Below are 23,656 nucleotides of genomic sequence, written 5' to 3'. Positions count from 1 at the left end.
CGACACTGCAGCGCCGCCCGTGGCGTCGAGCGTCTCACCAGCGCCTGCGAACGTGAAGCCGGCCGAGGAAGAGACCGCCGCACGCGACGCAGCACCTGACGCGGGCGACCTGGAAGCGCTGCCGCCAGCGCCCGCGTCGGCGAGGGATCCGGCACCGGCACCGGCCACGGTCGCGACTCCCGCGATAGCCCCCACCTCGCCAGTGTCCGCCGCCGCGCCCAGCTTCCTGCATGGCCCGCGCGAACGCCGCCCGGTGCTGCGTGCCGCGCCCTGGCAGTGGATCGCGCTGGCCGGGCTGGGCCTGCTGCTGGCGCTGCAGATCCTCATCGCCGATCGCCAGCGCCTGGGCGCCGACCCGCGCTGGCGGCCGTGGGTGGCCGGGGTCTGCCAGGTCCTGCGCTGCAGCGTGCCGGCCTGGCGCGAGCCGGCCGCCTTCACCATGCTCAGCCGCGAGGTGCGGCCGCTGCCCGGCCATGCCGGCACCCTGCAGGTGCAGGCGACCTTCCGCAACGACGCGCGCTGGGCGCAGGCCTGGCCGCTGCTGCAGCTGTCGCTGGCCGACGCCGACGGCCGCACCATCGGCAGCCGCGTGCTGCGCCCGCAGGAGTACCTGGGCCGCGCGCGTCCGGACAGCGTCACGCTGGCACCGGGACAGAGCGCGCAAATCGCCTTCCAGGTGCGCGAACCGGCGGCCGAGACTGCGGCATTCAGTTTCGACTTCCACTGAGAACGCTGCGTTCGGGCACTGCGCCATGGCAGCGGCGCAGGCCACGCGCTAGACTCGTCCCCCCGCGCCGGCCCTCCTGCCGTCCGGCGCCGCTGTCATCCGGGGATCCGTCGAACTTGAACGCCGCCACCACTCGTCCTGACTCCAGTCGCGGCGCGCCGAAGCCGCCGCTGCGCGAACACGTGGCGCAATCGGTCCGCCGCTACCTGCGCGACCTCGACGGCTGCGACGCCGACGACGTGTACGAGATCGTGCTGCGCGAGATGGAGATCCCGTTGTTCGTGGAAGTGCTCAACCATTGCGAAGGCAACCAGAGCCGCGCCGCCGCGCTGCTGGGCATCCACCGCGCCACCCTGCGCAAGAAGCTCAAGGAATACGGACTGGCTTGAGTGAAGCCGGGAATCGGGAATCGGGAATCGGGATCCAGCATGCTGTCCTGCATGACTCGACTGTCAAGCGATCCGACACGGCAACCCAGCTTGTAGCGCCGGTGCATCGCCCTCGTAGGAGCGGCTTCAGCCGCGACGCCTGAAACCTACCAGGCGATCGAACGCATTACCGCGGCGAAGAAAAACACCGAACGCCGAACCGCGCGCCTCGCCATTGTGGGAGGGGCTTCAGCCCCGACGCGACATCGTCTGAAGATGCGGGTGCGGACGCCATGCTGTCCTCCTGCTGCGCGATCGGCCGCGATGCGCGCTCGGTAAAGCATCGCGGCTGAAGCCGCTCCCACGCAGGCGCAACACTCGCACCGCGCGACGCTCCAACCAGTCCCCAATCCCACCATCCCCACTCCCCGCCCTCACACCCACCCATAGCGGATCAGGTGGAAGAACACCGGTGCCGCGAAGCACACCGAGTCCAATCGGTCGAGCACACCGCCGTGGCCTTCGATCATGTGGCCCCAGTCCTTGATGCCGCGGTCGCGCTTGATCGCCGACATCACCAGGCCGCCGAAGAAGCCCATCAGGTTGGCGACCAGCGCCAGCGCGAACGCCTGCAGCGGCGAGAACGGGGTGATCCACCACAGCGCCGCGCCGAGCAGGCTGGCCGAGAGGATGCCGCCGACGAAACCTTCCACGGTCTTGGACGGCGACAGCCTGGGCGCGATCAGGTGCCGGCCCAGCAGCTTGCCCCACACGTACTGCAGCACGTCCGAGGACTGCACCACGATCACCAGGAACGCGAACAGCAGCAGGTTGCGGTCCTCGTAGCCGGGAATGCGCAAGTTGAGCAGCGCCGGCACGTGCGAGATGCAGAACACGCTGATCATCAGCCCCCACTGCACCTTGGCGGTGCGCTCCAGGTAGCGCGTGGTGTCGCCGCCGATGGTGGACAGGATCGGCAGCACCAGGAACGCGTAGACCGGGATCAGCAGCGTGTACAGGCCGTACCAGTCGCTCCACACCAGCCAGTACTGCCATGGCAGCACCACGTAGAACGCGGCCAGCAGCGCGTAGTAATCGCCGCGCCGGGTGGGAGTGAGGGTGATGAACTCGCGCAGCGCGAACAGCGACACCAGCGCGAACAGCACGATCACGCCCAACCGTCCGAAGGCGAACGCCAGCGCCACGACCGTCGCCATCACCCACCAGGCGCGGATCCGCGCCACCAGGTTGTCCAGCACCGCACTGGGCCGTTCGCGCGCGCGCCAGCGCAGGGTCTCGGCGATCAGCGTGGCCACCACCAGCACCGTGGCGATGCCCAGGAACAGCCATACCGTCTGTTGCCGCAGCGAGGATTGCTGCAGGTGTTCGCTCAGCGCGATCGGATTCATCGGGCGGCCTCCGCCTGCTCCGGCGCCAACGCCAACAAGGCCGCGCGCGCGCGATCGAGGAAGGCCTGCTTGTCCTCGCCGGCGCCCAGCCGCAGCGGTTCGCCGAAGGTGGTGGTGCACAGCAACGGCAACGGCAGCCACTTGCCCTTGGGCATCACCCGCTTGAGGTTGTCGATCCACACCGGCACGAACTCCAGTTCCGGGCGCTGCCGTGCCAGGTGATAGAGACCGCTCTTGAACGGCAGCAGCCCCTCCTCGGTATTGCGCGTGCCTTCCGGGAACAGGATCAGCGAGCCGCCGCCGTCGACAGCCTCGCACAGGCAGGCGATCGGATCGCGCTGGCGCTGCTGCGGATCGCGCTCGATCAACACGCCGTTGAACACCGCGTGGATCAGGTAGCGGCGCAACGCGTCGCGCTGCCAGTAGTCGGCCGCCGCCACCGGCCGCACCTCGCGTCGCAGCGCTGCCGGCAACGACGACCAGATCAGCACGAAATCGCCGTGGCTGGCGTGGTTGCCGTAGTACACGCGGCGCTCGCTGGACGGCATGCAGCCGCGCCACAGCGCACGTGCGCCGGTGAGCAGACGGATCGCGGCACTGCAGCCGCGGGCGATCAGACGGGCGATCATTTCCACTCCAGTTCGCGCACGATGGCGCGCACGCGAATCACGATGGTCAGGGCGGCGGCGGCGATCAGCAGCGCCAGCGCCACGGCAAGAAGCATGTAGGCCAGTGTGGCGTGTTGCAGCAGCAATGCAGCGGCCGCCGCCAACGCGGCCAGCGACAGCCAATGCATGCGCTGCACGCGCGCCATCGGCCCCTGCAACGGTTCGCGCACCGCGCAGGCCAGGCCGAGCATGCGCACGTAGGCGGTGCCCACGCACACCAGCGCAGCGGCCCAGCCCAGCTCCGCACCGACGCCCAGCACCGGCTGCAGGCCATAGCCCACGCCCAGGCACACCGCCACGTCCGACAACCGGTCCGGCGCCTCGTTGTACACCGCCCCGGCACGGCCGATCATCTGCGCCTGCTGCGCCAGCAGCCCGTCCAGGCGGTTGCACAGCAGCCGCGCCTGCAGCGCCAGCGCCGCCAGCACCAGCAGCGCGGCGGCGTTGGCCGGCGGCTCGCGCCAGGCCAGGGCGAACATCAGCGCCGCCAGCACCGCGCACGCCAGTCCGGTCCAGGACACGCCGTTGGGCGTGGCTCCGCGCGCGCTTAGCGCCAGCGCCAGCCGCGTACGCCATTGCGCGCGCCGCGCCTGCCAGGTCGAACGCGCCATCAGTCGCCGCCTCCACAGCCGCCGCAGCCACCGCCGCCGCAACTGCTGCCGCCCCCATCGCTGCTGCCGCCACCGCCACCGCAACTGCTGGTCGAAGCGCTACAGCCAGCACCGTTGGGCAGCGGCGAACGCAAGGCGTGGTAATCGGCCCAGGGCGTGGTCATCAGCACGCTGGTCCCGGCCAGGGCCAGCGGCAGCGCCAGGTGCGAACCGGGCGCCAGCGATGGCGCGGCCACGCCATCGCGCCAGGCCGCATCGCGCTCGGCCAGCAGCGCGTCGCCGGCGACGCTGCGCCGCGGCGGCGTGAGCAGGAAGCCGAGCGCAACGACCGCGACCACCACCATCGCCGCCACCAGAAAGCCGATCGGGCGCTGCAACTGCAGGCCGATGCGCAGCTTCAGCAGACCCACCATCCACAGCGCCAGCAACGGCGCGGCGCCGAACAGGCGGGCGCACAGCGCCTGCCCGTGGCCCAGCCACAGCCCCTTGGCGACCAGCGACCGACGCAGCGGCGCGGCGTCGCGCCGCAATGCGGCGAGCGCCTGCTGCAGCTGCGGCTGCGCACGCACGGTCGCCAGCGCACGCTGCAGCGCCGGCGGTGCGGCGACGCGGGTGTGCTCCAGCCGCGCGTGGCGGCGCACATGCGGATCGGGCTGCAGGCGCAATGCGCCGGCCGCCAGCAGCAGGGCCAGTTGCTGATCGGCAACGCGCTCGCTGCCACCGGCCAGATACGCCAGTTCGGCCGGGTCCAGCAGCGCCTGGGTGTCAGCGCCGCGCAGTCCGCGCACGGCCAGGCGCAGGCGCGCGCCCAGGCTCCAGGCCAGGCCGATGCCGGCCAGGAACAGCAGCAGGAACGGCGGTCCGGGCCAGTGCAGCGGCGAGCGTGGGCCGTTGCCCTGCCATAGCACCGCGAACAGCAGCGCCACGCCCAGCATCCAGCCCCACAGGGCGCCGCCGCCGCGCGCGCGGACGACGCGGCGCGTACCGGCCTGGCGCGGTGCCGGCGCATTCGGCGCGCCGGCTGGCGCCGGCCAGCACGCCAAGGGCGGCTCGCCGAAGTGATGCCAGTAGTACCCCAGCGTGGCCTTGTACTGCGCCTGGAAGCGCTCGGCGTCGGCCGGGTCGCCGCGCCCGGGTTGATGATGCAGGGTGATCCGCAACACCTGCGGGCAGAACCGTTGCCAGTACTCGCGGGTATCGGTGAGGTGGGTGTGCCAGACCTGGTCAACCAGGGCGCTGGGCGTCACCTCCTCGCCGGCCACGCAGGCCAGGAAGCAGAAGCGCCGGTATTCCTCGACCGCGTGCGCGGCCAGCGCCTGCGACACGTTGGCTTCCTTGGCCACGCGGCGCACGAACGCCGGCAACGCCGCTTCGCCCTCGCCGAAGCGGTAGGCCTGCAGGCGCTGCCACAGCGCGTGCCGCGCCGCATCCACGTCGGAGCGCAAGGTCGCTGCGGGTTCGTCGGTCATGGCGCCTGCGTCCTCATGCAAACTGCGCCGTGCATAGCGCCAGCAGCAATGCCAGCAGCAATGCCAGCAGCTGCGCCGCGAGCGCGATCAACTGCCGCCGCAACAGGCGGCGCATGCCCTGCCAGCGCGCCAGCCAATCGCGCGGCGGCGGCAGCGTGCGCAGCAGGCCCAATCTGTGCAGGACCGCATCCAGGTCGGCACCGGCGCGCGCTGGTTCCGCTTCGGCGAGCACCGCCTCGAGCAGATCCACATCCAACCCGACCCGTGCCGCCCAGTAGCGCTGCAGCAGGCCGGCCAGCGCCGAGCCTGCGCACAGCGCCGCGGCGAGCACGGCGCCGGTGCCGGCATACCAGGCGACCAGCAGCAGGGCCGTGGCCAGCAACACCAGTGACAACCGGTCCAGCGGCGCACCCTGGCGCAACACCGCCGCCATCGTGCGCAGTTCCAGCGGCGTGCTCATGCCGGCACCTCCCGCGCCTGCTGCGGCGCCGGTGGCGCGGTGCAGGCGGCGGCGATGGCGGCACGCTGCGCCGGCCCCAGCACGATCCGCGGCGCGTGCGCTCGCAACAGCGCCAGCGCCTCGTCCACGCTGGCAGCGCGGCCACTGCGCAGCAGCCAGGTGGCCACTGCTGCCGCGCTGCGCGAATAGCCCAGCGCGCAGCAGGCCAGCACCTGGCCGTGCATGCGCGCCGCTTCGATCGCGTCGGCGGCCGTGCGCAAGGCCGCGGCCGGCGGCGCCACCAGGTCCAGCATCGGCACCACGCGGTCGTGCGCCTGCGCCTGGCGCAACGACAGTTCCGCACTGACATCGACCACCGCGGCGAAGCGCGCGCGCTCGCCACGGCCGGGGAGGCGCCCGAGCCAGACGCCGTCGACGATCGCGCGCGGCGCCGGATCGCGCCAGGTCCAGGCGCGCGAGTTGAGCCAGGCAGCGGCCAGGTACGGCGCGTACAGCCAGCGCGCGGCCAGGCTCAGGCGGCCGTCGTCACGTTTCTGCAGGCCCAGCGGGCCGAGCAGCGCATAACTGAGCGCGACCAGCAGCAGCGACATCGCCGGCCACAACAGCCACCAGCCGGCGCCGCCGAGCGCGCGTGCGGCGGCCACGCAGGCCGCGCTGCCGAGCAGGTACAGCGCGGCCAGGCGCCAGCGCCGCGGATCGCGCGCCGGTGCCGCGGCGCGCCACGGCGCGGCGATGCGCTCCGGCCACAGCCACACGCACAGCCAGCCGGCGGCCAGGCCGGTGGGCACGTCGAGGAAGTGATGCTGGTAGGTGGTCAGCACCGACAGCCCGATCAGCGCGAACCAGCCGTGCAGGGCCAGCCGCGCCAGCCCGTGCAGGTGCTGCGCATAGCGCACCCACAGCACCACCAGCAGCACGATGTGCAGCGACGGCGCCTGGTTGAACGGCTTGTCGAAACCGAGCAGCACCGCGAACAGCCAGCCGAACACGCCCTCGGTCGGCGGCCGCTCGAAACTGAAGCGCAACGGCCACAGCAGGAAGCAGCCCACCGCCAGCAGTTGCGCGGTGAGCAGACGCCGCGCATGCGTGTCCAGTTCGACACGCGTGCGGCAGACGAAGAACGAGATCACGTAGAACAGGTCGATCGACCAGTACGGGACGATGGTCCACGGCCAGAACGGGATCTGGGTTTCCCAGGCGAACGGCAGCGACGGCACGGCGGCGCGACGCGCGGCCAGCGTGTTGGCCAGGCCGTAGCTGAGGAAGAAGAACGGCCCCAGCAGCGCCAGCCAGGCCAGCGCCCACCGCCACGGCCGCGCGGCCGCGGCGCTCATGGCGCGATCCGCTGCGCCAGCGACACGGTGAAGATGCCCCACTCGTCGATGCGCTGCTCCAGCTTGCGGAAGCCGGCCGTGCGCACCAGTTCGTCCATCTCCTGCTGGGTGCGGCGGCGCATCACCCAGGCCGCGCCGCCGCGGTGGCTGGTCAGCGCGCGGGCGATGAACTCCAGCTGCGGATGCCAGGGCTGGCCGGTATAGGCCAGGTAGCCGCCCGGTTCCACCGCCGCGGCCACGCCCTGCAGCGAGCGCAGCACCTGGTCGTTGTCCGGGAACAGTTCGTACAGGCCCGACACCACCGCCAGCGTCGGCCGCGGCTGTAGCGCGGCCAGCGCATCGCGGTCGAAGGCATCGCCCTGCTCGAAGCGGGCGATGTCGGTGGCGCCGAGCGTGGCGATCAGCGCACGGCCCTGCTCTACGTTCAACGGGCTGAAATCGCGCAACAGGATCGCGTCGGCGCGCTGGCTGCCGCCGGCCAGCGCTTCGAGCACGTAGCGGCCGTGGCCGGCGGCGATGTCCAGCGCGCGCACCGGCAGGCCCGCGGCGCGCAGCCGCTGCATCGCCAGGCCCAGCAGTTCGTGCAGGTGCTGGCGGCGCACGCGGATGCCGCGCCAGCCGATCGCATCCAGGTAGTTGCGGTCGATCATCCGCCCCAGCGGGCCGCGCCCGGCCGCCTGGTCGCGGTAGATGTAGTCCAGCGTGCTGCCGGAATCGAAACCGGTCTGCAGGCCGAGGGCGATGCCTTCGGAGAGCTGCCCGCCCAGGCGCAGGCCGGCGCGCACGCCGCGCCAGCGCAGGTCCTGCAGGCTGTACCGTTCCGGCGGCCAGGCCAGGCGCTCGGCTTCCTCGAAGGTCGGCCCGCGGCGGTGCGCCTGGCGCAGGCTGGGCAATGCCGGTTCCTCGGCGAAGCGCTCGCGCACGAAGCGACGGATCTGCGCCAGCGCCGGCGCGCGGTCGCGCTCGCCCAGCGTGTCGTGGAAGAAACCGGGCAGCAGGTGGCGCTCCTTCACCGGCGAGGACAGGAGCTCGTAGAAGCGGTCCTGTGGGCCGCGGTGCACCACGAAATCGCTGCCGGACACCAGCAGTTGCACCGGCACGGTGATCGCCTGCGCATCGCCGACCACGCGGTCGGCCGCCGCGTACAGCCCCAGCAACACCCGCACCGAGATCGGCCGGGTGATCAGCGGATCGTTGCGATAGCTCTCGACCCGCGCCGGATCGTGGGTCAGCCACTGCGGCTTGACGTAGCTGTTGACGAAGAAGTTGCCGCGCAGCTTCTGCATCAGGGCCAGCCCGGGCCGCGCGAACGGCACGTACAGCTTGACCTTGAACGCCGGCGAGGCCAGCACCAGCGCGCGCAGCGGCGGCGCGTAGTCGTGCACCCAGGTGCTGGCGACCACCGCGCCCACGCTCTGCGCCACCACCACGATGTCCTGCACGGCGATGCCGTGGACCTCGCCGATGTGCGCGACGAAGCGGTCCAGGTCGCGCACCAGCGCCGGGAAACCGGGCGCGTCGCCGCGCGCGCCGGGCGAGCGGCCGTTGCCGCGCGCATCCCAGGCGAACAGCGCGCACTCGTCCAGGCCCAGTTCCTCGGCCAGGTGCATGACCCGCCCGGAATGCTCGTGGCCACGGTGCAGCAGCACCACCGCCCGCGGCGGCGCCGCCGGCGTCGTGGCCGGCCAGTGCCGGTAGAACAGCCGTGTGCCATCGAAACTGGCGAATTCGCTTTCGTTGACCTGCCGCATCCGTTGCCGACTCCCTGTCTGATCTGACATCACCCGTGTTCCGATCCGCACATGCCGCCGCACTCAGTCTGCCGCGTCCGCCTCGCGCAACCCGGCCGCGACACGGCGCACCGCCGTCGACACGCACAGGAACGCCACCACCCCAGCGAAGCCGTTGACCGCTGCGGCACCGGGCAAGCCGCAGGCCAGCAGCAGCCCCAGCACCCCGACGGCGAAGGCACGGTCGCTCTTGCCCATCGGCCCATCGTAGCGGCGGCTGGCGCCGACCATCAGCCCAAGCACGCCGGCATACTCGGTCAAGGCCGCGGTCAGCACCATCAGCCAGACCCAGCCAGCCATCACACCGGGCACGCCGAGCAGGCTCAGGTACAGCGCCGCATCCGCGACCACGTCGCACAGTTCGTTGAGGTAGGCGCCCAGCCGCGACTGCTGGCCGAACTCGCGCGCCAGCATGCCGTCCACCGCGTTCAAGGCCATCCGCAGCAGCATCCACAGCGGCAGCAGCGCGTACCACAGCGGCTGCGCCGCGCCTTGCGTGTAGACCACCGCGGCGACCAGCAGCGACAGCAGCGCCGCAGCCGCCGTCACCTGGTTGGCGGTGACGCCGAGCCGGTACAGCACCCGCACGCCGGGCCGCAGCAGGTTCTGGAAACGTCCTTTGAGGGCATAGATCGACACGCGCGTGGTCCTGACGGCGAGGGCGGGGCGGCGACAGCCTAATGCATCGCAGCGGCTGCGCGCGCGGCCGAAGCCACGGCGCAGGTGTTCTGCACGGCCCGCACGCACCGCGCGCGCGGCTCCACGGCGAGGCGCGCACACCGTGTGCCGGCGCCGCCGCACACGCGATCCGCAGGCCCGTGGGCCCGGCCGGCCGGGCGTCGGCGGGCCTCAGCGCCTACAATGGCGGCCCGTTCCGCTGCCCCCGCCCTGCCCCATGTCCTCCGATTTCCTGCCCGTGCGCCGGGCGCTGCTGTCCGTTTCCGACAAGACCGGCCTGATCGACCTGGCCCGCGCGCTGGCCGCGCGCAACGTCGAACTGCTGTCCACCGGCGGCACCGCCAAGGCCCTGCGCGAGGCCGGGCTGGCGGTGAAGGACGTGTCCGAACTGACCGGCTTCCCGGAAATGATGGACGGCCGGGTCAAGACCCTGCACCCGCTGGTGCACGGCGGCCTGCTCGGCCGCGCCGGCACCGACGATGCGGTGATGGCCGAGCACGGCATCGCCGCGATCGACCTGCTGGTGCTCAACCTGTATCCGTTCGAAGCGGTCACCGCCAAGGCCGACTGCACGCTCGCCGACGCGGTGGAAAACATCGATATCGGTGGCCCGGCGATGCTGCGCTCGGCGGCCAAGAACTTCGCCCGCGTGGCGGTGGCCACCGACCCGGCGCAGTACGCCGAGCTGCTGGCCGAGCTCGAGGCCAACGATGGTCGGCTGTCGGCGGCCAAGCGCTTCGCCCTGTCGGTGGCCGCGTTCAACCGCGTCGCCCAGTACGACGCGGCGATCAGCAACTACCTGTCCGCGGTCACCGCCAGCGACGCCGCCGTGCCCACGCGCAGCGCGTTCCCGGCGCAGATGAACTCCAGCTTCGTCAAGGTGATGGAACTGCGCTACGGCGAGAACCCGCACCAGCAGGCCGCGTTCTACCGCGACCTCTTCCCCACGCCCGGCACCCTGGCCACCTTCACCCAGCTGCAGGGCAAGGAGCTGTCCTACAACAACATCGCCGACAGCGATGCGGCCTGGGAATGCGTGCGCCAGTTCGACGCGCCGGCCTGCGTCATCGTCAAGCACGCCAACCCGTGCGGCGTGGCGGTCGGCGCCGGCTGCGGCGACGCCTACGAACTGGCCTACGCCACCGACCCGACCAGCGCCTTCGGCGGCATCATCGCCTTCAACCGGCGCCTGGATGCGGCCACCGCGCAGGCGATCCTGGACCGCCAGTTCGTCGAGGTGCTGATCGCCCCCGACTACGACGACGCCGCGCTGGAGTACGCCAAGAAGAAGGCCAACGTGCGCGTGCTGCGCATCCCCGCCGGCGACGGCGCCTACGGCATCGACAGCAAGCGCGTCGGCTCCGGCATCCTGCTGCAGACCAGCGACGCGCACGTGGTGCCGCGCGATGCGCTGAAGGTGGTGACCCGGCTGGCGCCGACCGAGGCGCAGTTCGCCGACCTGCTGTTCGCGTGGAAGGTGGCCAAGTACGTCAAATCCAACGCCATCGTCTACGCCAAGGACCACCGCACCATCGGCGTCGGCGCCGGGCAGATGAGCCGGGTGTACTCGGCGCGCATCGCCGGGATCAAGGCCACCGACGCCGGCCTGGCCGTGGAAGGCTCGGTGATGGCCTCCGATGCGTTCTTCCCGTTCCGCGACGGCATCGACGCCGCCGCCGCGGCCGGCATCAAGGCGGTGATCCAGCCCGGCGGTTCGATGCGCGACGCCGAGGTCATCGCCGCGGCCGACGAGCACGGCATCGCCATGGTGTTCACCGGCGTGCGGCATTTCCGCCACTGAGGTCTGCAGCGATGCGCATGTCCGCTGTCGCGCCGCGTCCGTTCGCCGTGCTGGCCCTGGCCGGCGCCCTCGTGCTGGGCGGCTGCAAGCCGGCCGCGACGCCCGCACCCAGCGCGGCACCTGCGTCGGCCCACGCCAGCGCGGCGGCCCAGCCCCACGTCAGCCGCACCGCGCGGCTGCAGGCGTTCCTGCAGCAACGCTACGGCAGCGCCGCGACGCTGGTCGGGCATTGGCCGGGGCAATGGACCCAGGGGGGCGAGAGTCATGCGGTGGACTGGCAGGTCTGCGCCGAACAGCCGGTGGTCACCGGCGACGGCTGGCAGCAGTTGCTGGCGGTGTGCGGCGCGCTGCGCGATGCCGGCCATCCCGAACCGGGCACCATCGACTTCTACGTGCTGCGCCCCGAGGGCCAGGGCTTCGCCGTCGCCGCCGAGCGCACCGGCGGCACCTACGGCAGCCAGGGCCAACCCGGCGAGGTCGGCATCGTCCGCGCCGGCAGCGATTTCTACGGGTTCCGCGTCGAGGACGGCTGGTTCGGCCAGGGCTATGCGCTGCAATCGCAGACCCTGATCCTGCCCGGCCCCAAGGGCCTGGTCGACGCCGGCAGCGTGCGCAGCCACATCGACAACAGCGCCGCCGCCGACTGCGATGCCGCCGATGCGGCCGCGGACTGCAAGGCTGGTCAGTTCGCCATCGACTTCGCCCTGCGCTTCGACGACCGCGACCACGCCGCCCGCGTCTGGCCGCTGCTGATCGAGGAAACCGGCACGGAGTGCGGCCAGCGGCCGGTGCAGCGCAGCCACCGCTTCGCCCTGGACGCGAAGACCTGGACCTACCATTTCCCCGAGGCGCTGCAGCGCGAAGGCTGCACGTGAGGCACGCGCGCCCGGCGCACCCGCTCCCCTTTTCCCTGCAATCTGGAATTCCGCGATGAAACTGCTCGTCATCGGCTCCGGCGGCCGCGAACACGCCCTGGCCTGGAAGCTGGCCCAGTCCCCCCGTGTCGACGAAGTGCTGGTGGCGCCCGGCAATGCCGGCACCGCCGGCGAGGCCAAATGCCGCAACGTGCCGGTCAAGGTCAACGACCTCGACGGGCTGCTGGCGCTGGCCCGGGACGAAGGCGTGGCGCTGACCGTGGTCGGCCCGGAAGTGCCGTTGGTGCTGGGCGTGGTCGACCGCTTCCGCGCCGCCGGGTTGCGCATCTTCGGCCCCAGCGCCGCCGCCGCGCAGCTGGAAGGCAGCAAGGCCTACGCCAAGGATTTCCTGCAGCGCCATGGCATTCCCACCGCGTTCTACGCCGTGCACACCGAGGTCGAGGCCGCGCTGGCCTATGTCCGCGACAAGGGCGCGCCGATCGTGATCAAGGCCGACGGCCTGGCCGCCGGCAAGGGCGTGATCGTGGCGATGTCGCTGGACGAGGCCGAGGCCGCGGTGCGCGACATGCTGTCCGGCAACGCCTTCGGCGACGCCGGCGCGCGCGTGGTGATCGAGGAATTCCTCGACGGCGAGGAAGCCAGCTTCATTTCCATGGTCGACGGCCACACCGCGCTGCCGATGGCCACCAGCCAGGACCACAAGCGCGTCGGCGACGGCGACACCGGCCCCAACACCGGCGGCATGGGCGCGTACTCGCCGGCGCCGGTGGTGACGCCCGAGGTGCACGCGCGGGTGATGCGCGAGGTGGTCGAGCCGACCGTGCGCGGCATGCGCGACGACGGCGTGCCGTTCACCGGCTTCCTCTACGCCGGGCTGATGATCGACGCCAGCGGCGCGCCCAAGGTGATCGAGTTCAACGTGCGCTTCGGCGACCCGGAAACGCAGCCGGTGATGCTGCGTCTGCAGTCGGACCTGCTCGACCTGCTCGAGGCCGCGCTCGACGAACGCCTGCACGCCACCGAGGCGCAGTGGGATCCGCGCCCGTCGCTGGGCGTGGTGCTGGCGGCGGCGCCGTATCCGGAAACCCCGGTCACCGGCGAAGCGATCACCGGCCTGGACGCGGTGCCGGGCAACGCCAAGGTGTTCCATGCCGGCACCACGCTGGACGCGCAGGGCCGCGTGCTCAGCGCCGGCGGCCGCGTGCTGTGCGTGGCGGCGCTGGGCGACAGCGTGGCCGAGGCGCAGCGGCATGCCTACGCCGGCGTGGCGCAGATTCGCTGGGCCAGCGAGTTCCACCGCCACGACATCGGCTGGCGCGCGATCGCGCGCGAGCAGGGGGCGTAACACGTCGCCACGGGCAGGAGCGGCTTCAGCCGCGACGAGCGAAGCCCGAAGCACGGCTGACACCCTCGCTCGTCGGGACTGAAGTCCCTCCCACAAGGCACCCGGACATCGCACCCGTAGTAGCGGCTTCAGCCGCGACAGGGGCATGACCGGGAACGCCGGTCGCGGCTGAAGCCGCTCCTGCGAATGCGCCCACGCACTCTCCATCGGGCCTGCGCTAGCCTGGATCCTCTACCGCTTCGCGCATGCCCATGGCCCTCTCCCCCACCCTCCGCACCCGCTTCCGCGCGCTCGCCGCGCAGACCGATGGCATCGACACCGCGGCCTACGCCGCCTGCGGCAAGGATCCGCTCGACCCCATCATCGGCCTGGGCCGCCGCGATGCGAAGGTGTGCATCCTCGGCCGCGACCCGGGCCGCAGCGAGGTCGAGCACGGCGCGCCCTTTGTCGGCAGCGGCGGCCAACTGGTGCGCAAGGCGCTGTACCGGCACCTGCACCTCGGCGAGGAGATGCCCGACTTCGCGGCCGGGCTCGAGGCCGGCCGCGTCGCCTTCTGGCTCAACACCGTGCCGTACAAGCCGGTGGGCAACAAGGCGTGGTCGATGGCGGTGAAGCGGCGCTTCCACCCGCTGATGCGGCGCCTGCTGCTTGAGCAGTGGCGCGGCGATGCCATCCTCACCCTCGGGCGCGAAGCCTTCCTGTGGTTCGGCATCGACCAGCCGCGCGAGGTGCGTGCGGCGCTGGAGGCGTTGTGGGCGCGTGAGGACCGCTTCCAGGCGCAGACCGAGGTGAAGCTGCACAGCGAGGACGGCCGCCGCAGCCGCCGCGTGGTGCTGCATCCGCTGCCGCATCCCTCGCCACTCAACCAGACCTGGTACAAGCGCTTCCCGGCACTGCTGGACGCCCGGCTGCGGCACCTGGAGGTCTGAGCGCCCGCGTGCATCCACCCTCCCGAGGGGGATCGCATACAGCGACGGTGCGCTATCGTGTCGCCGTGCCGACTCCCTCGATCGAAACCCGCCTCAGCCGCCTGTGGGCCCACGAAAAGGCCAGCTACGGGCTGCGCGTGTTCATCGCGCTGGCTGTGGCCATGGGCGTGTGCTGGCACCTGCAGCAACTGGAGGCGGTGCCGGCGATCTTCCTGGGCACCATCGCCAGCGCCATCGCCGAAACCGACGACAACTGGCTGGGCCGGATCAAGTCGGTGCTGCTGTCACTGCTGTGTTTCGCCGCCGCCGCGGCCGCGGTGGTGCTGCTGTTCCCGTATCCGTGGCCGTTCGCGGCCGGCCTGGCGCTGTCCACCTTCGCCCTGACCCTGCTCGGCGCGCTCGGCGAACGCTACGCCTCCATCGCCCAGGCCACGGTGGCGCTGGCGATCTACGCGATGATCGGCCTGGACCACGGCACCCAGAACGGCCATGTCGGCGGCAACGCCTGGCACGGCGTGGCCTTGCTGCTGCTCGGCGCCGGCTGGTACGCGGTGCTGTCGGTGCTGTGGACGGTGCTGTTCGCCAACCGGCCGGTGCGCGAGCGGTTGTCGCGGCTGTACCTGGAGTTGGGCCGCTACCTGCGGCTCAAGGCGGCCCTGTTCGAGCCGGTGCGGCAGAGCGACCTGCACGCGCGGCGGCTGGCGCTGGCCGAGCAGAACGCGCAGGTGGTGGCCGCACTCAACGCGGCCAAGACCGCGATCATCAGCCGCTTCGGCCGCTCCGGCCGGCCCGGCGTGCAGTCGGGCCTGTATTTCCGCCTGTACTACATGGCGCAGGACTTCCACGAGCGCGCCAGTTCCTCGCACTACCCGTACGAGGCGCTGACCGACGCGTTCTTCCACAGCGACGTGCTGTACCGCTGCCAGCGCCTGCTGGCCCTGCAGGGCAAGGCCTGCGCGGCGCTGGGCGAGGCGATCCGGCTGCGCCAGCCGTTCGACTACGGCGAGCAGACCCAGCAGGCCACCACCGACCTGCGCGAGTCGCTGGATTTCCTGCACGCCCGCGCCGACCCACGGCAGGCGCGCCTGCTCGGCTCGCTGGAATTGCTGGTGACCAACCTGCACAGCATCGAGCGGCGCCTGGCCGAGGCCGCGCAATCGGACACCACCAGCGACACCCTCGACACCCGCCTGCGCGACTCGTCGCCGCACACCCTGCGCGAGATGCTGCGGCGCCTGGGCCAGCAGCTCACGCCCGGCTCGGTGCTGTTCCGGCACGGCCTGCGCATGGCGATCGCGCTGGTGGTGGGCTACGCCATCATGCAGTCGATCCACGCCAGCAACGGCTACTGGATCCTGCTGACCACCGCCTTCGTGTGCCGGCCCAACTACGGCGCCACCCGCCTGCGCCTGGCCCAGCGCATCGCCGGCACCCTGATCGGCCTGGGCGCGGCGTGGGCGCTGATGCAGCTGTTCCCGGGCACCGAGCTGCAGTTGCTTTTCGCCCTGCTCGGCACGCTGGTGTTCTTCGTCACCCGCACCGACCGCTACATGCTCGCCACCGCGGCGATCACGGTGATGGCGCTGTTCTGCTTCAACCTGATCGGCGACGGCTTCATGCTGATCTGGCCGCGCCTGCTCGACACCCTGATCGGCTGCGCGATCGCCGCCGCCGCCTCGTTCCTGATCCTGCCGGACTGGCAGGGCCGTCGCCTCAACCAGGTGCTGGCGACGGTGCTGTCCAGCAGCGCGCGCTACCTGGCGCAGGTGCTGGAGCAGTACCGCAGCGGCATGCGCGACGACCTGCCCTACCGCATCGCCCGCCGCGACATGCACAACGCCGACGCCGCGCTGTCGGTGGCGCTGTCGAACATGCTGCGCGAGCCCGGCCGCTACCGCCGCAACCTGGATGCCGGCTTCCGCTTCCTGGCCCTGTCCAACACCCTGCTCGGCTATCTGTCGGCGCTGGGCGCGCACCGTGCGGCGCTGGCCGGCGAGACCGATCCGGACATCGCCCGCGCCGGCGACTACCTGCCGCAGGCGCTGGGCGCGCTGGCCGACGCACTGGCCGAACGACGTGCGCTGCCGGCCGCCGACGAGCCGGCCGAGATCGCCCTGGCCGAGGCGCTGGAACGCGAGGACGGCATCGACGAGGCCAAGCGCCGGCTGGTGCGCAACCAGCTCGCGCTGACCCTGCGCCTGCTGCCCAAGCTGCGCGACGCCGCGCAGGCGGTCACTGCCGCGACGGTGCCGCCGGCGCCTGCGCCGGCGCTTGCCGCCCCGGCCGCACGCTGAGGCCCATCCACAGCAGCGCCACCACCGCCAGCGCCGCACCGCCGAGCGCCACCCCGCGCCAACCGGCGTAGGCATAGGCCGCGGTGCCGAGGCTGGACCCGATCGCACCGCCGATGAAGTAGCAGGTGACGTAGGCCGAGGTGATGCGGTTGCGCGCGGCCGGATCCAGTTGGTAGATCACGCTCTGGTTGCCGATGTGCACGCCCTGCACCGCCACGTCCAGCAGCACCACCCCGGCGATCAGCAGCCACAGCGAGTGCGGCGCGCCGAGCAACAGCAACCACGACAGCAGCAGCATGACCAGGCCGCCCCAGCCGACCAGATGGCCGGCGCCGCGGTCGGACAGCTTGCCGGACAGGTTGGCGGCGAACGCGCCGGCCGCGCCGATCAGCCCGAACAGGCCGATGGTCGCGGTGCCGTAACGGTAATCCGGGCCGGACAGCAGGAACGCCAGGGTGGTCCAGAACATGCTGAAGCCGGCGAACAGCAATCCGCCCAGCACCGAGCGCGCGCGCAGCACCGGCTCGTCGCGCAGCAGCGCCAGCACCGAACCGATCAGGTGCGGATAGGACAGGTGCGGGTTGCCCGGGTGCCGCGGCAGGCCGCGCCACAGCAGCCCCGAGGCCACCAGGATCAGCACCGCCGCGACCCAGTACACGGTGTGCCAGCCGCCGATCCCGGCCAGCAGGCCGGAGGCCGTGCGCGCCAGCAAGATGCCCAGCAGCAAGCCGCTCATCACCGTGCCGATGACCCGGCCGCGCTCGTGCGGCGCGGCCAGGGTCGCGGCGAACGGCACCAGGATCTGCGCCGCCACCGAACTCAGGCCGGTGATCAAGGTGCCGAGCAGCAGCAGCGCGAAGCTGTGCGCCATCGCGCTGACCAGCAGGCCGACCGCGCTGAGCGCGTACAGGCCGACGATCAGGCTGCGGCGCTCGAAACCATCGCCCAGCGGTACCAGGAACAGCAGGCCGGCGGCGTAGGCCAACTGCGCGGTGGTGACCACCGCACCGGCGCGGCGCACGTCGATGGCGAAGGTCTGCGCCAGCACCTCCAGCAGCGGCTGCGCGTAGTAGTTGCTGGCCACCGCCAGGCCGGTGGCGGTGGCCATCAGCAGCACCAGGCCGCGGCGCATCGGCGGATGCGAAGTCGTTTCCATGGACGGACACCGGATCGTGGGGAGGGGCGCAGTCTGTGGCGGTGGCAGCGATCGTTCAAACGCATTTTTTTCACCACTGCCATCTGTTTTCGAGATAGTGTGATTCCCGCACCGACAGGCCGGCCTGTTTGCCAGGGCCGCCGCCTCGGACGCAGGCGGCGTCCGGACTGGAGCGCCGCCCCACCACCGCCCCCGCGCCGAAGGAACCCGCACCATGCCCAGCACCGATATCGCCGAGGCGCTGCAGCAGCACGGGTATGCGGTGGTCCGCGGCTTCCTGGGCGACGGCGACATTCCCGACAGCCTGCTGCGCTTCCTGGAAGGCGCCGAGAAGTTCCACGACGGCGTGATCGGCGACCTGCCGGCGGCGGACATGCAGCGCATCCAGGCCCGCATCGCCGCCACCGTGCCGGCGGTGGCCGCGGCCATGGGCCTGGCGATCGCCGTCGACCGCTTCGGCTACTGCGCCATCCGCATCCGCGAAAGCCATGCCGCGCCAAGCCTGCGTCTGCCGTTCGACCAGCACCGCGATCCGAAGACCGCGCCGGGCGGCGCGCTCAACTGGCACCTGGACCACTTCAGCTATTTCCTGCATGGCGACCACCGCAACTACCTGATCTGCTACATGCCGGTGCGCAAGCCCGATGCCGGCCTGGCCAACGTGGCCATCGTCGCCGACGACATGGTCGCGCGGCTGGATCCGCAGCTGCACCAGCGCATCCAGGGCCGCGGCGCGCTGCGCTTCCGCTGCGTGGAGGCCGACACGCTGGACTGGTTCCGGCTGCGCTTTCCTGGCGAGGCCCTGGCCATCGGCGACTGGTACGCGATCGAGGATCTGTACGACGCCAGCCCCGGCTGGAAGATCGGCTTCGACCTGGAAGCGCACAAGGTGGTGCCGCGCCTCGCGGTCGGCGACCTGCTGATCATGCGTGCCGACGTCATCCACCGCACCCACGACGCCGGCTGTGACCGCATCTCGGTGCGCTGCGACGCCCTGCCCGCGCAGGCGCCGCGGCTGGACACGCTGCGCGGCCTGCTCGGCATCACCCTGCGCTACCCGTTCATGAGCCGCAAGCGCCGCTACAACATCCGCCTGTGGCTGCGTCAGCAATGGCGCAAGCGGCTCGGGCGCACAGCATGAGGCGTGCACTGCGACAGACGCCGCGTGGCGCATGCAGCCCCGGCGCGGATCGGCTGCGGCATCGCCACCGTGCGCGCCAGGCAGCGCCATGCTGACCCTGCGCCAGCTCGAATTCGCCGTCGCCGTCGCCGAGGAAGGCAGCTTCACCGCGGCCGCGCGCCGCTGCCACACCGTGCAGTCGGCGCTGAGCCACCAGATCGCCAAGATCGAGCAGGCGCTGGGCGCGCGCCTGTTCGAACGCGGGGCGCGCCACGTGCGCGCCACCGCCGCCGGCGAGGTGTTCCTGCACAACGCGCGCGCCACCCTGCGCGCCGCCGAACGCCTGCACGAGGAAATGGCGCAGACCCTGGGCACGGTGCGCGGCCGCCTGCAGATCGGGCAGATCTCCTCGTTGAACGCGGTGCAGGTGCCGGCGGTGCTGCGCCGCTTCCGCGAGGCACACAGCGCGGTGGACGTGCACCTGCGCACCGGCATGAGCGATGCGCTGCTGCTGGAACTGGGCGAAGGCCGGCTCGACGTGGCCCTGGTCGGGGTCGGCCCGCACGTGGCGCTGCCGCCGCAACACCTGCTGCTGCACGAGGAACCGCTGGCGCTGATCGCCGCACCCGGCAACCGCTTCGCCGCGCGCCGCCAGGTCTCCCTGCGCGACCTGGAAGACGCGCCGATGGCCGGGCTGATCCCCGGCGCCGGCGTGCGCGGCATCATCGACCGCGCCTTCGCCGCCGCCGGCCTGCGCCAGCGCCTGCAGTACGAGGTCACCCACGCCGACCTGCAGCGGCAACTGGTGGCCGAGGACCTGGGCCTGGCGGTGGTGCCGCAGACCATGGCCACCGGCATGCACGGTGTGGCGACGGTCGCATTGCGCGAGCGCTTCCGCTTCCTCACCTATGCCGTGTGGCGGCCGGATCCGACCCCTGCCGCACGCGCCTTCATCGCCCTGCTGCGCGCCCAGCGCGACGCCCTGCAGGCCGCCGCCGACAGCGCCAGCACCGGCCGCCGCGCGCCGCGCCTGCGCGCGCGGTGAACCTGCTAGGCTGCGCGCGTTCGCAAAGGAGCCTGCATGTCCGCCCACAGCCAGTTCGCCCTGTTGCGGCAACGCCGCTTTCTGCCGTTCTTCGTGGTCCAGTCGCTGGGCGCGTTCAACGACAACGTGTACCGGCAGGCGATCATCGGCCTGCTGTTCTATCTGGGCGTGACCCCGGAGCAGCGCACGCTGTACACCAACCTGGCGCCGGCACTGTTCATCCTGCCGTACTTCCTGTTCTCCTCGCTGGCCGGGCAGATCGCCGAGAAGCTGGAAAAGTCGCGGCTGGTGGTCATCACCACCACGATGGAGATCGGCATCATGTCGCTGGCCGCGGTCGGCTTCCTGACCGAGAACATGGCGGTGCTGCTGGTGGCGCTGTTCTGCACCGGCCTGCAGTCGACCCTGTTCGGGCCGGTGAAGTACTCGATACTGCCGTCGGTGCTCAAGCCGGAGGAACTGACCGGCGGCAACGGCCTGGTCGAGATGGGCACCTCGATCTCGATCCTGTGCGGCATGATCCTGGGTGGGCTGATCTTCCAGATCGCCGGCAGCCACGGGCCGGTGGCCGCCGCCACCGCGGTGGTCGCGCTGGCGGTCACCGGCAACCTGATGGCGCGCTGCATCCCCAAGGTCGACGCCGGCGCACCCGAGCTGAAGATCAACTGGAACCCGCTGCCGGAATCGCTGGCGATCATGCGCCTGACCCGGCGCCAACTGGCGGTGCGCAACGCCGTGCTCGGCGTGTCCTGGTTCTGGTTCGTCGGCACCGTGCTCACCGCGCAGTTGCCGACCTACGCCGAACTCAACCTGGGCGGCGCGCAGGACCTGTACATCTTCGCGCTGGCGCTGTTCTCGATCGGCACCGGCACCGGCTCGTTGCTGTGCGAGAAGCTGTCCGGGCGCACCGTTGAGATCGGCCTGGTGCCGCTGGGCGCGTTCGGCATCAGCGCCTTCATGCTCGACCTGTACTTCGCCCGCCCTGGCGCCGCGCTGCAGACCGGCCTGGGCATCGGCCAGTTCGTCCACCAGGCCGGCAGCTGGCGAATCATGCTCGACCTGGTCGGCATCGGCCTGTGCACCGGCCTGTTCGTGGTGCCGCTGTTCGCGCTGATCCAGAGCCGCACGCCGAAGGCGGAACTGTCGCGCGTCATCGCCGGGCTCAACATCCAGAACTCGCTGTTCATCGTGCTGGCCGCGATGATCGGCATCGCCCTGCAGATGCAGCAGTTGCACCTGTTCGGCGTGCGCATCCCGATGCCCGGGCTGAGCATCCCGCAGGTGTTCCTGGCGCTGGCCATCGCCAACGCGGTGGTGGCGATCTGGATCTTCAGCATCGTGCCCGAGTTCCTGATGCGCTTCCTCAGCTGGGTGATGGTGCGCACCCTGTACCGGCTGCGTCTGCACGGTGTCGAACGCCACGTGCCCGACGAGGGCGCGGCGCTGATCGTGTGCAACCACGTCAGCTACATGGACGCGCTGGTGCTGGCCGCGGCGATCCCGCGACCGGTGCGCTTCGTCATGTACTACCGCATCTTCAACATTCCGGTGATGCGCTGGATCTTCCGCACCGCCAAGGCGATTCCGATCGCCGGGGCGCGCGAGGATCCCGAGCTGATGCAGCGCGCGTTCGACGCCATCGACGCCGCGCTGGCCGAGGGCGAGCTGGTGTGCATCTTCCCCGAAGGCGCGCTGACCAAGGACGGCGAGATCGCCGCGTTCAAGTCCGGCGTGGAGAAGATCCTGGCCCGGCGCGCGGTGCCGGTGGTACCGATGGCGCTGCGCAACATGTGGACCAGCATGTGGAGCAAGCGCGATTCGCGACTGCGGCGCATGCGCGTGCCGCGGCGCTTCCGCGCCCACATCGAGGTGATCGCCGATGCGCCGGTGCCCGGGGCCCAGGCCACCGCCGAGACGCTGGAGGCGCAGGTGAGAAGGCTGCGTGGCGATGCCGCCTGAGTGCGGCGCAGGTGCCCTGGGCACGCGCTTCGGGTAAATTAACCGCAGGGGAGACGCCACAGGCCGTGGCGTCCAGTGCGAAGGACCGAGCGGACAGTGAACCAGCCCGAACCACCAGCAGCGCCCAACGTGGGCGTCTATGTGCCCAACAACATGGTCTGGGCGATCCTGTCCACGCTGTTCTGCTGCCTGCCGCTGGGCATCGTGTCCATCGTCTACGCCGCGCAGGTGGATGGCCGCCGCGCTGCCGGCGACATCGAGGGCGCGCGCGCCGCCGCACGCAAGGCCGGCTGGTGGGCACTCGCGTCGCCGATCCTGGTCGTCGTGTGGATCTTCGTGGCCATCCTGCTGGAGGCGATCGGCAGCCTGGCCGGCAACTGACCCCCACCGTTTCCCGTTCCACCACCCAACCACCGGAGTAACACGGATGAATACCACCGCACCGCAAGTGTCCAACAACCTCGTCTGGGCGATCCTGACCACGCTGTTCTGCTGTCTGCCGCTGGGCATCGTGTCCATCGTCTACGCCTCGCAGGTCAACACCAAGCTCGCCGCGGGCGATGTGGCCGGTGCGCGCGATTCGTCGGACAAGGCCAAGAAGTGGGCGATCTACTCGGCGGCGACCTCGGTGGTGCTGATCGTGCTGTACCTGATCTTCATCTTCGCCCTGGGCGGCCTGGGCATGATGCAGCAGTCGTCCATGTCCTGAGCGCCGCGGCCGCCGTCGCCTGCGACGGCGGCCGACCACGCGATCGTCCGCCTGCCATGTCCCTTCAGCGCCTGCAGTCCCTGCCCCGCTGGTTGCCGCTGGTCGCACTGAGCGGCGCCGCAGTGGTGGCCACCGTGGTGCTGCGTCGGATCGATCCGAATGTCCCCGGCAATCCGCTGCCGGGCTGCCCGTTTCGCGCCCTCACCGGCCTGTATTGCCCCGGCTGCGGCAGTACCCGCTGCCTGCACGCGCTGGTGCACCTGGACCTGGCCCATGCCTGGACCAGCAATCCCCTGCTGGTGGTGGCACTGCCGCTGCTGGCGATCATGGCGCTCAACGCCGCCGGCCTGCGCCTGCGCTCGCTCGCGCCGCTGCTGAAGATCCTCGCCGACCCGCGATTATGGCTATGGGTGCTGCTCGGCTATGCGCTGCTGCGCAATCTGCCCTGGTATCCCTTCACACTGCTCGCGCCGCACTGACGGCCCGCCACCTCCGCACCGCAGCGACTCGTCTAGACTCACCGACTGCCGTGCACCACCCATCCAGGAGATCCACATGAGTACCGTCAGCCCCGTCGCGCCCCCGCCGCCTCCCGCCTCCGGCGTCCCCGGTCCGGTTCCCAACCACCTGGCCTGGGCGATCATCTCGACGGTGCTCGGCTTCTGCCTGTGCTGCCCGGCGCTGATCACCGGCATCGTCGCCATCGTGTTCTCCAGCAAGGTCAACGGCCTGCTCAACCAGGGCGACCTGGAAGGCGCGCGCCGCGCCTCCAACACCGCCAAGACCTGGTGCTGGGTGACCACCGCACTGGCCATCATCGGTCTGCTGATCAATGCCGTCATGGTCGCCACCGGCGGCATGCAGAGCTACATGGACTACATGCAGCAGATCCAGCACGCGAGCTGATCG

Annotated in this window: 23 protein-coding genes; 14 read left to right on the top strand and 9 right to left on the bottom strand. The window is 71.3% G+C overall.

Annotated features, from left to right (window positions below; translation table 11 throughout):
• The first annotated feature begins 202 nt into the window (after nt 1-202).
• Nucleotides 203-727 carry a DUF3426 domain-containing protein gene (locus tag ACHWVH_RS02765; RefSeq protein ID WP_156117242.1) on the top strand — a complete coding sequence of 175 codons (525 nt, stop codon included), beginning with the start codon at nt 203-205 and terminating at the stop codon, nt 725-727.
• A 116-nt stretch (nt 728-843) separates the two neighbouring features.
• Entirely contained in the window at nt 844-1,116 is a 273-nt protein-coding gene (gene fis, locus ACHWVH_RS02760) for a DNA-binding transcriptional regulator Fis (RefSeq protein ID WP_010343856.1), read from the top strand.
• Between the two features lie 413 nt (nt 1,117-1,529).
• Here fis and ACHWVH_RS02755 read toward each other — a convergent pair whose 3' ends face one another.
• From ACHWVH_RS02755 to ACHWVH_RS02720, 8 genes are all read right to left on the bottom strand, one after another.
• The gene (locus tag ACHWVH_RS02755) at nt 1,530-2,504 is read right to left on the bottom strand and encodes a phosphatidate cytidylyltransferase (protein ID WP_017916454.1); all 975 of its coding nucleotides are present in this window, start codon (nt 2,502-2,504) and stop codon (nt 1,530-1,532) included.
• On the bottom strand, nt 2,501-3,133 hold the full coding sequence (locus ACHWVH_RS02750; protein ID WP_017909397.1) for a 1-acyl-sn-glycerol-3-phosphate acyltransferase: 633 nt from the start codon (nt 3,131-3,133) through the stop codon (nt 2,501-2,503). The genes ACHWVH_RS02755 and ACHWVH_RS02750 overlap by 4 nt, the downstream gene beginning before the upstream one ends.
• Nucleotides 3,130-3,783, bottom strand: coding sequence for a CDP-alcohol phosphatidyltransferase family protein (locus ACHWVH_RS02745; protein WP_394686626.1), 654 nt, complete (start codon nt 3,781-3,783; stop codon nt 3,130-3,132). The genes ACHWVH_RS02750 and ACHWVH_RS02745 overlap by 4 nt, the downstream gene beginning before the upstream one ends.
• Nucleotides 3,783-5,252 carry a TIGR04222 domain-containing membrane protein gene (locus ACHWVH_RS02740; protein ID WP_295924584.1) on the bottom strand — a complete coding sequence of 490 codons (1,470 nt, stop codon included), beginning with the start codon at nt 5,250-5,252 and terminating at the stop codon, nt 3,783-3,785. The genes ACHWVH_RS02745 and ACHWVH_RS02740 overlap by 1 nt, the downstream gene beginning before the upstream one ends.
• A 13-nt stretch (nt 5,253-5,265) precedes the next feature.
• Complete coding sequence (locus ACHWVH_RS02735; protein WP_394686625.1) at nt 5,266-5,712, bottom strand: hypothetical protein; 447 nt, start codon at nt 5,710-5,712, stop codon at nt 5,266-5,268.
• Nucleotides 5,709-7,046: a phosphatase PAP2/dual specificity phosphatase family protein gene (locus ACHWVH_RS02730; protein ID WP_295924577.1), complete on the bottom strand. Its 1,338-nt coding sequence runs from the start codon at nt 7,044-7,046 to the stop codon at nt 5,709-5,711. Before ACHWVH_RS02730 ends, ACHWVH_RS02735 begins: the two co-directional genes overlap by 4 nt.
• A complete protein-coding gene (locus ACHWVH_RS02725) occupies nt 7,043-8,797 on the bottom strand; it encodes a bifunctional alpha/beta hydrolase/class I SAM-dependent methyltransferase (protein WP_394686806.1) in 1,755 nt (584 codons plus the stop codon). Before ACHWVH_RS02725 ends, ACHWVH_RS02730 begins: the two co-directional genes overlap by 4 nt.
• A 63-nt stretch (nt 8,798-8,860) precedes the next feature.
• Nucleotides 8,861-9,475, bottom strand: coding sequence for a CDP-alcohol phosphatidyltransferase family protein (locus tag ACHWVH_RS02720; RefSeq protein ID WP_394686624.1), 615 nt, complete (start codon nt 9,473-9,475; stop codon nt 8,861-8,863).
• 256 nt (nt 9,476-9,731) lie between these two features.
• Here ACHWVH_RS02720 and purH point away from each other — a divergent pair, with 256 nt between their 5' ends.
• From purH to yccS, 5 genes are all read left to right on the top strand, one after another.
• Entirely contained in the window at nt 9,732-11,315 is a 1,584-nt protein-coding gene (gene purH / locus ACHWVH_RS02715; protein ID WP_017916541.1) for a bifunctional phosphoribosylaminoimidazolecarboxamide formyltransferase/IMP cyclohydrolase, read from the top strand.
• Between the two features lie 17 nt (nt 11,316-11,332).
• Nucleotides 11,333-12,190: a hypothetical protein gene (locus ACHWVH_RS02710; RefSeq protein WP_295924570.1), complete on the top strand. Its 858-nt coding sequence runs from the start codon at nt 11,333-11,335 to the stop codon at nt 12,188-12,190.
• A 55-nt stretch (nt 12,191-12,245) separates the two neighbouring features.
• Complete coding sequence (purD, locus tag ACHWVH_RS02705) at nt 12,246-13,535, top strand: phosphoribosylamine--glycine ligase (protein WP_394686623.1); 1,290 nt, start codon at nt 12,246-12,248, stop codon at nt 13,533-13,535.
• Between the two features lie 245 nt (nt 13,536-13,780).
• On the top strand, nt 13,781-14,464 hold the full coding sequence (locus ACHWVH_RS02700) for a uracil-DNA glycosylase family protein (protein ID WP_394686622.1): 684 nt from the start codon (nt 13,781-13,783) through the stop codon (nt 14,462-14,464).
• Between the two features lie 65 nt (nt 14,465-14,529).
• Nucleotides 14,530-16,758: a YccS family putative transporter gene (gene yccS / locus ACHWVH_RS02695; RefSeq protein ID WP_267114836.1), complete on the top strand. Its 2,229-nt coding sequence runs from the start codon at nt 14,530-14,532 to the stop codon at nt 16,756-16,758.
• Here yccS and ACHWVH_RS02690 read toward each other — a convergent pair.
• Entirely contained in the window at nt 16,697-17,914 is a 1,218-nt protein-coding gene (locus ACHWVH_RS02690) for an MFS transporter (RefSeq protein WP_394686621.1), read from the bottom strand. The genes yccS and ACHWVH_RS02690 overlap by 62 nt on opposite strands.
• 214 nt (nt 17,915-18,128) lie before the next feature.
• On the opposite strand from ACHWVH_RS02690, the gene ACHWVH_RS02685 reads away from it, so the two are divergent.
• From ACHWVH_RS02685 to ACHWVH_RS02655, 7 genes are all read left to right on the top strand, one after another.
• Nucleotides 18,129-19,055, top strand: coding sequence for a hypothetical protein (locus tag ACHWVH_RS02685; protein WP_394686620.1), 927 nt, complete (start codon nt 18,129-18,131; stop codon nt 19,053-19,055).
• Between the two features lie 88 nt (nt 19,056-19,143).
• Nucleotides 19,144-20,079, top strand: coding sequence for a LysR family transcriptional regulator (locus tag ACHWVH_RS02680; RefSeq protein WP_394686619.1), 936 nt, complete (start codon nt 19,144-19,146; stop codon nt 20,077-20,079).
• Nucleotides 20,080-20,115: 36 nt separating this feature from the next.
• On the top strand, nt 20,116-22,038 hold the full coding sequence (locus ACHWVH_RS02675; protein WP_043093561.1) for an MFS transporter: 1,923 nt from the start codon (nt 20,116-20,118) through the stop codon (nt 22,036-22,038).
• 96 nt (nt 22,039-22,134) lie between these two features.
• Nucleotides 22,135-22,419 carry a CD225/dispanin family protein gene (locus tag ACHWVH_RS02670; RefSeq protein ID WP_394686618.1) on the top strand — a complete coding sequence of 95 codons (285 nt, stop codon included), beginning with the start codon at nt 22,135-22,137 and terminating at the stop codon, nt 22,417-22,419.
• 46 nt (nt 22,420-22,465) lie between these two features.
• The gene (locus ACHWVH_RS02665) at nt 22,466-22,747 is read left to right on the top strand and encodes a CD225/dispanin family protein (protein ID WP_043093563.1); all 282 of its coding nucleotides are present in this window, start codon (nt 22,466-22,468) and stop codon (nt 22,745-22,747) included.
• A 56-nt stretch (nt 22,748-22,803) separates the two neighbouring features.
• On the top strand, nt 22,804-23,226 hold the full coding sequence (locus ACHWVH_RS02660) for a DUF2752 domain-containing protein (RefSeq protein WP_295924550.1): 423 nt from the start codon (nt 22,804-22,806) through the stop codon (nt 23,224-23,226).
• A gap of 76 nt (nt 23,227-23,302) precedes the next feature.
• Nucleotides 23,303-23,653: a CD225/dispanin family protein gene (locus tag ACHWVH_RS02655; RefSeq protein WP_017912540.1), complete on the top strand. Its 351-nt coding sequence runs from the start codon at nt 23,303-23,305 to the stop codon at nt 23,651-23,653.
• Nucleotides 23,654-23,656 lie beyond the last annotated feature (3 nt).

This window comes from uncultured Xanthomonas sp., from assembly GCF_964278005.1.
Lineage (GTDB): Bacteria > Pseudomonadota > Gammaproteobacteria > Xanthomonadales > Xanthomonadaceae > Xanthomonas_A > Xanthomonas_A sontii.
Note: the sequence above shows the minus strand (reverse complement) of the source record. Positions and strands in the feature narration are given on the sequence as shown.

Excerpts from the sequence above, each read along its gene's own strand:
- ACHWVH_RS02755 (WP_017916454.1), bottom strand. The coding sequence starts at position 2,504 with ATGAATCCGATCGCGCTGAGCGAACACCTGCAGCAATCCTCGCTGCGG.
- ACHWVH_RS02750 (WP_017909397.1), bottom strand. The coding sequence starts at position 3,133 with ATGATCGCCCGTCTGATCGCCCGCGGCTGCAGTGCCGCGATCCGTCTG.
- ACHWVH_RS02745 (WP_394686626.1), bottom strand. The coding sequence starts at position 3,783 with ATGGCGCGTTCGACCTGGCAGGCGCGGCGCGCGCAATGGCGTACGCGG.
- ACHWVH_RS02740 (WP_295924584.1), bottom strand. The coding sequence starts at position 5,252 with ATGACCGACGAACCCGCAGCGACCTTGCGCTCCGACGTGGATGCGGCG.
- ACHWVH_RS02735 (WP_394686625.1), bottom strand. The coding sequence starts at position 5,712 with ATGAGCACGCCGCTGGAACTGCGCACGATGGCGGCGGTGTTGCGCCAG.
- ACHWVH_RS02730 (WP_295924577.1), bottom strand. The coding sequence starts at position 7,046 with ATGAGCGCCGCGGCCGCGCGGCCGTGGCGGTGGGCGCTGGCCTGGCTG.
- ACHWVH_RS02725 (WP_394686806.1), bottom strand. The coding sequence starts at position 8,797 with ATGCGGCAGGTCAACGAAAGCGAATTCGCCAGTTTCGATGGCACACGG.
- purH (WP_017916541.1), top strand. The coding sequence starts at position 9,732 with ATGTCCTCCGATTTCCTGCCCGTGCGCCGGGCGCTGCTGTCCGTTTCC.
- ACHWVH_RS02710 (WP_295924570.1), top strand. The coding sequence starts at position 11,333 with ATGTCCGCTGTCGCGCCGCGTCCGTTCGCCGTGCTGGCCCTGGCCGGC.
- purD (WP_394686623.1), top strand. The coding sequence starts at position 12,246 with ATGAAACTGCTCGTCATCGGCTCCGGCGGCCGCGAACACGCCCTGGCC.
- ACHWVH_RS02700 (WP_394686622.1), top strand. The coding sequence starts at position 13,781 with ATGCCCATGGCCCTCTCCCCCACCCTCCGCACCCGCTTCCGCGCGCTC.
- ACHWVH_RS02690 (WP_394686621.1), bottom strand. The coding sequence starts at position 17,914 with ATGGAAACGACTTCGCATCCGCCGATGCGCCGCGGCCTGGTGCTGCTG.
- ACHWVH_RS02685 (WP_394686620.1), top strand. The coding sequence starts at position 18,129 with ATGCCCAGCACCGATATCGCCGAGGCGCTGCAGCAGCACGGGTATGCG.
- ACHWVH_RS02680 (WP_394686619.1), top strand. The coding sequence starts at position 19,144 with ATGCTGACCCTGCGCCAGCTCGAATTCGCCGTCGCCGTCGCCGAGGAA.
- ACHWVH_RS02675 (WP_043093561.1), top strand. The coding sequence starts at position 20,116 with ATGTCCGCCCACAGCCAGTTCGCCCTGTTGCGGCAACGCCGCTTTCTG.
- ACHWVH_RS02665 (WP_043093563.1), top strand. The coding sequence starts at position 22,466 with ATGAATACCACCGCACCGCAAGTGTCCAACAACCTCGTCTGGGCGATC.
- ACHWVH_RS02660 (WP_295924550.1), top strand. The coding sequence starts at position 22,804 with ATGTCCCTTCAGCGCCTGCAGTCCCTGCCCCGCTGGTTGCCGCTGGTC.
- ACHWVH_RS02655 (WP_017912540.1), top strand. The coding sequence starts at position 23,303 with ATGAGTACCGTCAGCCCCGTCGCGCCCCCGCCGCCTCCCGCCTCCGGC.